This is a genomic window from Holospora curviuscula (assembly GCF_002930195.1).
Classification (GTDB): domain Bacteria; phylum Pseudomonadota; class Alphaproteobacteria; order Holosporales; family Holosporaceae; genus Holospora; species Holospora curviuscula.
Window position 1 is genome coordinate 1 of record NZ_PHHC01000128.1, and the last position, 7256, is coordinate 7256.

Below are 7256 nucleotides of genomic sequence, written 5' to 3' on the forward strand. Positions count from 1 at the left end.
TGAGAGTTTGGAATAAGCGTGGAAAGAGAGGGTTCGCCATCACGTTGTGAAGAAGCACTTGGAGTGGAGGATGTAGAAACAGCCTGATTTATTTCTTCTGCTTCCTGGGTTTCCTGTGCATTACTCTTATTTAAAGAGGATGAGGCTACATCTTGCGAAGAGAAAATTGTCTGCTTTGTTTGTGCTGTTGCCGGGGATTGAGAGGTATTGTTCTCTTTTGAGACGGGTAAGGCTAAATCTTGTGCAACAGAAGTATCTTGAGAGTTTGGAATGAGCGTGGAAAGCAAATCAATTTTTTGATTTAATTCTTCTTCTTTGTTTTTTGGACTAGATGTTAATCGTTTTATCTCTACACTCGCTGATAGGATAGCGTCCAATACATGATTGTTTTGAATCCTGTATTTTTTTAGGATTTCCTCTACTTCTAAACTCTCTGATAGGATAGTGTCCAGTACCTGAGTATTTCTAATATGGTGCTTCTTTAGGATTCCCTCTACCTGTTTTCCCAGCATAATCAATGTTTCCGGAGAGTGAGGGGTATTACTGTCCTCTGAAGAGGATACGACATCCCTTTGTGAAGAAGTAATTGAAGTGGAGGGTGTGGTAACTTCCTGCTTTGTTTGTGCTGTTTCCGGGGATTGAGATGGATTGTTCTCATCTGAGGAAGATGAGGCTACATCTTGTGCAAAAGAAGTATCTTGAGGGTTTGGAATGAGCGTGGAAAGCAAATCAATTTTTTGATTTATCTTAAATTTTGCTTCTTTTGCTTTTAGAGTAGATTTTAATTTTTTTATCTCTAAACTCTCTGATAGGATAGCCTCCAGTACACGAGTATCTTGAATACGGTATCTCTCTAAAATTTCCTTTACCTGTTTTCCCAGAACAATCCATTCGGAAAATTGTTGTTCTCCGTTTTCCTCTGAAAACCACTTCATCCATTCCAACAGTGCTAATAGGTCATTCTTTTCAGTTAGAGAGAGTAAAGCAACTTCTTTTTGAAACTGACTCCATTTTTCTTTTACCGACTGTTCAAGAGAGTGCTGCTCTGAAGAAAAAGGAGTTTTAGAGGGAACTACCTTATTATGAATTCCATTTTTTAGCGCTGAATTAATATGTGCAATATTTTCAATACACTGGTCAAGTTTTTTAGCCAAATCTAAAGTCCAAGCTTGGGCAGCAGCTGTAAAAGCAATACATGCCACCCAGATCCAAAGCCTTTTATACTTTATATTATTCATGATGTACAAAATAGTCATTATTTACTTCATTGTAATAAAATATTTTTTATTTTTGATAAATTTCAAGAAAATAATAAGATTTTGCTATCTTCAGAGAAGTATGTTAATGTGGGAGAGTAATGTTTTAAAACTTTTTTCTTGTGTCTCACAACTCGTTAGAATCTTCCATATGGCCTGGATTTGTTGACGTATTATCCGCAATGTTAATGGTTGTGATTTTAGTATTTACAATGTTTGCACTTTCTAATATTTACCTTCAATATACGGTGCAAGAAAAAGAAGATATTTTAAAAAATTCTCAAGTTTTGTTTGAACAGCAAAGTGCGCGTTGGAAAAAAGATATTTTGCGGGCTCGACAAGAATCTCAAGCACTCAGCCAAAAATTAAAAGAAGTAGAAAAAATAGACCAAAAAGAACTGCAAAGATTATTGAGCGTGTATAAGACGTTGGTGGAGCAGTTGGATCTTCAGGAAAAAAATTTAACTAAAGTTAGACAACATGCTTGGCGTGCTGAACTAGGGCTTCAAGAAAAAGATAAAAAAATTACTTTATTAGAACGCCGTATCGAAGTATTGATGGAAGAAAAAATAAAACAATTATGGAAGTCTCGCTCTGAATTTTTAGAAAAACTTCGAGTTCTTTTAGATGGGCGGAAAGATGTAAAGGTAGTCGGTGACCGCTTTGTATTTCAGTCAGAGGTTTTGTTCGAAATGGGTTCCGCAAAAGTAGGACCAAACGGTCAAGAAGCATTACGTAATTTTGCCATTGCGTTAAAAAAAATTTCTGCCTCTATTCCCCAAGACGTTAACTGGGTATTGCGGGTGGACGGTCATACAGATCGGTATCCCTTAAGAGAAACAAGTCGGTTTAAAAGTAATTTAGAGCTTTCCATTGCGCGAGCATTGGCAGTAGTCGCTTTCTTAAAAGAACAGGGTATCCCCGAACATCGATTGGTAGCAGCGGGCTTTGGAGAGTTTCATCCTCTAAAGGCTGGCCAATTTAGTGATAAAGATCGGCGTATTGAACTGATTTTAGACGATAAAAAAACTTAAGTAGGTTTAGACATCAAATTTGGGATTATGCATCAACTTACAATTTCAAGATTTCGGTCCTACCACCATACTGTGTGTGAATTTCCGCAAGGAATTATCTGTTTTGTGGGAAACAATGGCGCAGGAAAAACTAATCTACTAGAGGCAATATCTTTATTTTCTCCTGGAAAAGGACTCCGGGGAGGTAATGCATTACAGTGGCATCATAAAGGTAACATTGATAGTTCTTGGTCTCTAAGATTAGCGCTTGAAAGCCCTACCGGTCCTTTAATTTTAGAAACTTTTGAAGCGCAAAAAAAGCGATGTATTACCATGAATGGTCTAGGTTTAAAACATCAGTTAGAAGTCGCGCAATGGATTTCTATGCATTGGATCACTCCTGCTATTGACCGTATGTGGAATCAAGGTTGGTGGGCTAGAAAAAAATATTTTGATCGTATTATTTTTACTTTATATCCTGCCTATGGGAGGTATTTACATGCCTATCAAACTGCAGTACAAGAACGAAATCGTGCATTAAAATTACATGCTTCCTCTTGCATATTTGATGCGTTAGAAGAAAGTATGGCGCATAATAGTATAAAGATTTACCACCTGCGACAAGAAGGTCTGAAGACATTAAGTAGCTTTATACAAGTCAATAAGGTATTTCCTCAGCTTCTTTTGAATATTCAAGGAGAATTTGAATCTTGGATTCAATCCCATAACGCTCAAGAGGAAGCGTTAAAAGAACATTGGAAAATCTTAAGAGTTAAAGATTTTTATAAAGGAGTGACCACGTTTGGTCCCCATCATACTCAGTGGACCGTTATTCATCCCAACCAACAGGAGATTACGTCTTGTTCTACTGGAGAGCAAAAAAGTATGTTACTGGCTTTAGTGTTAGCATGGTCTAAAGCGATTCAACATCTTCATCCAAAAGAATTTCATTTTTTATTGTTAGATGAAGTGGGTGCCCACCTAGATCAACATCATCGAACACTATTATGGAATGCGTTAAACGAATTGGAGATCTGCGTATGGATGACCGGCGTCCATGAAGAGATTTTTAATGGTCTTTACCCTAAAGTTTGGATAACGGTAGACCGCCTTCAAGAGGTATCGAAAGTACACATGAAAGGAGGAGAAATAGCATAATATATAGGAGAACTTACGAAAGTATATAAAGTCTGGTAGTGCACAAATTAACCTCTCACATGCAGTTGATGTTAGAAAAAGTACGGGAAGTAGATAGTAGATTATTTATACTGAATAAACTTCTGACTCTAAAAAAAGGCTTCCTTTATAGATGGATAGTCCTAGAGTGTGATGGCTTAGACCGATGGTAAACCTTTTCGAATGACTTTGTTAAGATTTAATAATGAATTTGTAGGATGGTAGACCTTTTGACGGTTAATTGTGAGCATTCACACAAAATGTAAAGTGCTGTTTGCACTAGTCATAGCTATGGTAGTAATACCACTTAACCGTGGCTTTTTTAAGCGTCTTATTTACAGGCTTAACTTGCACATTCTTATCATGGATCACTAAGTTTTGTGATACGATACTGTACTTTATTTTCATGAAACGCACTATATTAATTTAGCTTAAATATGGGATTTGAAAAAATTGAAGTAAGGCTTTATACAGTACAGTACATTGAGTCATGTTACGCTTAATGCATTGTTTCATATTAGTCCAGAATTTTTCTATAAGATTTAATTTTTGTGAATAAAGAAATAGAAATATTAATATGTAGTCAACAAATTGGATGAGCACTCTTGTTTTTTATGATTGATGGAATGAAGAATAATGCATAGATCAGCTGAGGTTTTAGCGCTTTGATTCAACACTGTTCTCCCCCAATGATTAAAAAGATTCGTATTGCAAGACCCGTTAAAAATCCATGGGTGTTATAGATTAATTATTTACTAAGCCAGCGATACTAGGGTTTTTTTGGAATATGCACTATACTTCTTACCAACTAGTTTTACACTTCTCTTATGCCACCCTTCGTCTTTGGAAATCTTCATCTCTTTACCACTCTCATGACTTTATATCAAGACTTTCAAGGGCTATATCGCTGATTATTTATTGATATTTATTGCACTTTTCTTCATAAGTTTCCCCAGAGGTAAAGGTTTTATCACTAAAGCCTAGCTTTTTAAGCGTTCTATAGACAGAAAAAATCATTACTTAACTTACTTCAATTGTTTCAAATCTTATTTTTAAAATAAATTACTATAGTACTTTTTGTTACTATTTTATACTATCACAATCTGAGGCTGTACATTGAAAAACTAAGCATATTCTTTTAAGTGATGGTTCTATTTAATATTTTATTATGGTATAATCAATAAGAAATTAATAGACTTAAATATTCACAATATGAAAATTAATTTTCTTCGTTCTGTAAGCTGGGTTGCTACACTAACACTATTAAGTCGCATAAGTGGATATTTTCGAGAGTTATTATTGCTTCAATGTATCGGAATTAACGCAGTGAGTGATACTCTCACGATTCTTATTAAAATTCCTGCTTTTTTTCGCAGAATTTTTGCAGAAGGGGCGATGCAGGTAGCGTTTCTTCCCATTTTTACAAAAATAAAAGAAGCAGAGGGAGAAGATGCAGCTTATCAATTTTCTGCCAGTGTTTTAGGACTTTTAGTATGTTGCTTAACTATGTTGGTTGTTATCGCAGAATGGAAATGGGATCTGTGTTCCAGGTGGATTTTTTCGGATCAAACACACTATGGACAGCGCATTTTGTTCAGTACTTTGGGAAAAATTGTTTTTCCTTACATTTTTTTTATTTCAATTCACAGTTTTTTTGGCAGTATTTCCAGTGTTTATGGTCGTTTTGGAATTTTTAATTTTTCCCATACTTTAGGCAACTTATTTATTTTATCTGTAATTATTGGATTGCTGGTGTATAAGCCTGCTTCTAATACGCGATGCGCTTACTGGGTTTCCTGGGCTATTCTTGGCTCTGGAATACTGCAATGTGCTATGATGATTTGGGGGTGTTGGTACCAGGGGGTTCGAAGAATTTGGCCTGTTTTACGGTTCAACATACACCTAACTTTGTTTTTAAAAAAATTTGTTTCTTCTGTGTTAAGCGTATCTTCTGTTCAGCTCAATACTATTATTGGAGCTTTTTTTTCCGCCCAATTGCCCACCAAAGGGGCCTCTTATCTTAATTATGCAGATCGGTTCCAACAACTTCCCTTAAGTTTAATCGGAATTTCTTTAACGTCTGTACTGCTACCCGTGCTTGCTCAGCAGCATGCTGCTGAAGGCAACCTGCGTGCCTGGCGAAGTGAGCAACATTTGTTACGATTTAGTTTCATGATGAGCGTATGGGTTGCTTTATTTTTTTGGATTTCTTCTTTTTCTTTAGTGGCTTGTTTACTTTATCCCAGCTTAAAATTTGGCATGTTAGCTTGGAAAGATTTGGTAGAAATTTCTCATACTGTTATGATATTTTCTCTGACTATCCCGGCCTATATTGGAATAAAGATCTTGATTACGCGATGTTTTGCTTCTGGGAACGGACGTTTACCTTGGATTTCTGGTCTTTTCAACGTAGGTGTTACATTAGGAATGAGTTTATGTTTACGCCACCAATTTTATCATTTAGGTCTCGCTTTGGCTTCTGTAATTTCTGCTTGGAGTCAGTTTATTTTTCTTTTGTACTGGATTTCTCGTCAAGAAGCACATCAAGTACAGTATGGATTAAAGCGCCTCTGGTTAGAGCTCGCACCGTTTACAGGGGGAGTGTTAGGAGTTCATTATTTTCTACAATGGACTTGGAGTTACGAAACCAATATTTTTGTTCACCTAAGCTACATGTTTGTATGTGCATTAGGGATAACAACTCTATTATTTGGATTTTTAAGCATACGTAAGCATGTATCTTATCGGCACTTTCGGTTGTTTTGGAGAACATTTCGCGCTTAATATATGTATTAAATAGAGCGTGTCGCCATTTAAGTTTACTTTAGAATATGCGTGATGCAGCAAAATGAAGAAAGGCAAAGAAAGGCGTGTACAAGTGTGTCATATCTGGATGCAACGCGCCTGAAATGGGTTAACTTGTTGAACATTTGCTCGACTAGAGTGCGTTCTTTATAAAGAGCTGCGTCAAATTCTCTGGAGTTTTTTCGCATAGATCGTGAGAGGATGATGGCTTTGTTGCTACCAGCATAATGGACAATGTCATCGGCATCGTAGTCTTTATACACCACTAGCATTTTAAAGTAAAAATTCTCCATTAAATCAAGAGCTTTTGTGTAGTCAGAGCACTAACCAGACGATAGAATGAATCTGATGAAGGTACCTAAAGCATCTCAGGGCAGCGTGGATCTTCGTGCTAAAACCGCCTGCTAAGCGCCCCCCAGCGCTTGTTCTGGTGTACCATTGACTCTATTTTTCTGGCGCTCGCGGCGTGTTTATAGGCGAGAATCATTGTGGAATCACTCATGATCTATTGCGTATCAGCATCTGCTGCTAGGGTAATAAAAATTATTTACCACACACCGGCTTTGGACCTTCTTATAAACCGTTTGTGAACCCTCGACTATTTCCCGTAAGATTATGAAAATTCACGCCACGCTGCACCCTTGCGGGAAATTCATACATTACTAGTACGTCCTAAATACCCTTCTTTCCCAGGCAAGCTTTCTTTTATTCCTTCCCAGTGGTCGTCTCGTATTCTTTGAAATCTTATCTCTTGTTGTAACTAGACACCTTAATCTTACAACAGTTCATTATAAACGTCGACACACTCTAATCTGATATGGTATATTACTTTAAATAATCTATTAATGTTAGTTAATAAGTGAGTTTAAAACTATTTATAGAAGTTTAAAATAGACAGAAGAAGTAGCGCAATAGATCAAGAATAGATGGATAAAGCGATAATGAATCTGCAAAGGATGAAGAAACATTAGAGCAGTAACAAAAAAGCTTTAATTAAATTCTATAA

5 protein-coding genes are annotated in these 7256 nt (G+C 36.4%); 3 read left to right on the top strand and 2 right to left on the bottom strand.

Going from position 1 to position 7256, the window contains the following annotated elements:
- A partial coding sequence (locus HCUR_RS06385; protein ID WP_129591959.1) for a hypothetical protein occupies positions 1–1238 on the bottom strand: 1238 nt, incomplete at its 3' end.
- 140 nt (positions 1239–1378) lie between these two features.
- Here HCUR_RS06385 and HCUR_RS06390 point away from each other — a divergent pair.
- From HCUR_RS06390 to murJ, 3 genes are all read left to right on the top strand, one after another.
- A complete protein-coding gene (locus HCUR_RS06390) occupies positions 1379–2290 on the top strand; it encodes an OmpA family protein (protein ID WP_104207258.1) in 912 nt (303 codons plus the stop codon).
- A gap of 27 nt (positions 2291–2317) precedes the next feature.
- The gene (gene recF, locus HCUR_RS06395; RefSeq protein WP_104207259.1) at positions 2318–3427 is read left to right on the top strand and encodes a DNA replication/repair protein RecF; all 1110 of its coding nucleotides are present in this window, start codon (positions 2318–2320) and stop codon (positions 3425–3427) included.
- 1230 nt (positions 3428–4657) lie between these two features.
- Entirely contained in the window at positions 4658–6229 is a 1572-nt protein-coding gene (gene murJ / locus HCUR_RS06400) for a murein biosynthesis integral membrane protein MurJ (protein ID WP_104207260.1), read from the top strand.
- Positions 6230–6264: 35 nt separating this feature from the next.
- Here murJ and HCUR_RS07950 read toward each other — a convergent pair whose 3' ends face one another.
- Positions 6265–6543 carry a transposase gene (locus tag HCUR_RS07950; protein ID WP_129591960.1) on the bottom strand — a complete coding sequence of 93 codons (279 nt, stop codon included), beginning with the start codon at positions 6541–6543 and terminating at the stop codon, positions 6265–6267.
- Positions 6544–7256: the final 713 nt, after the last annotated feature.

Bases quoted from the DNA above. Each gene is read 5' to 3' on its own strand.
- recF (WP_104207259.1), top strand. From the start codon at position 2,318: ATGCATCAACTTACAATTTCAAGATTTCGGTCCTACCACCATACTGTG.
- murJ (WP_104207260.1), top strand. From the start codon at position 4,658: ATGAAAATTAATTTTCTTCGTTCTGTAAGCTGGGTTGCTACACTAACA.
- HCUR_RS07950 (WP_129591960.1), bottom strand. From the start codon at position 6,543: ATGGAGAATTTTTACTTTAAAATGCTAGTGGTGTATAAAGACTACGAT.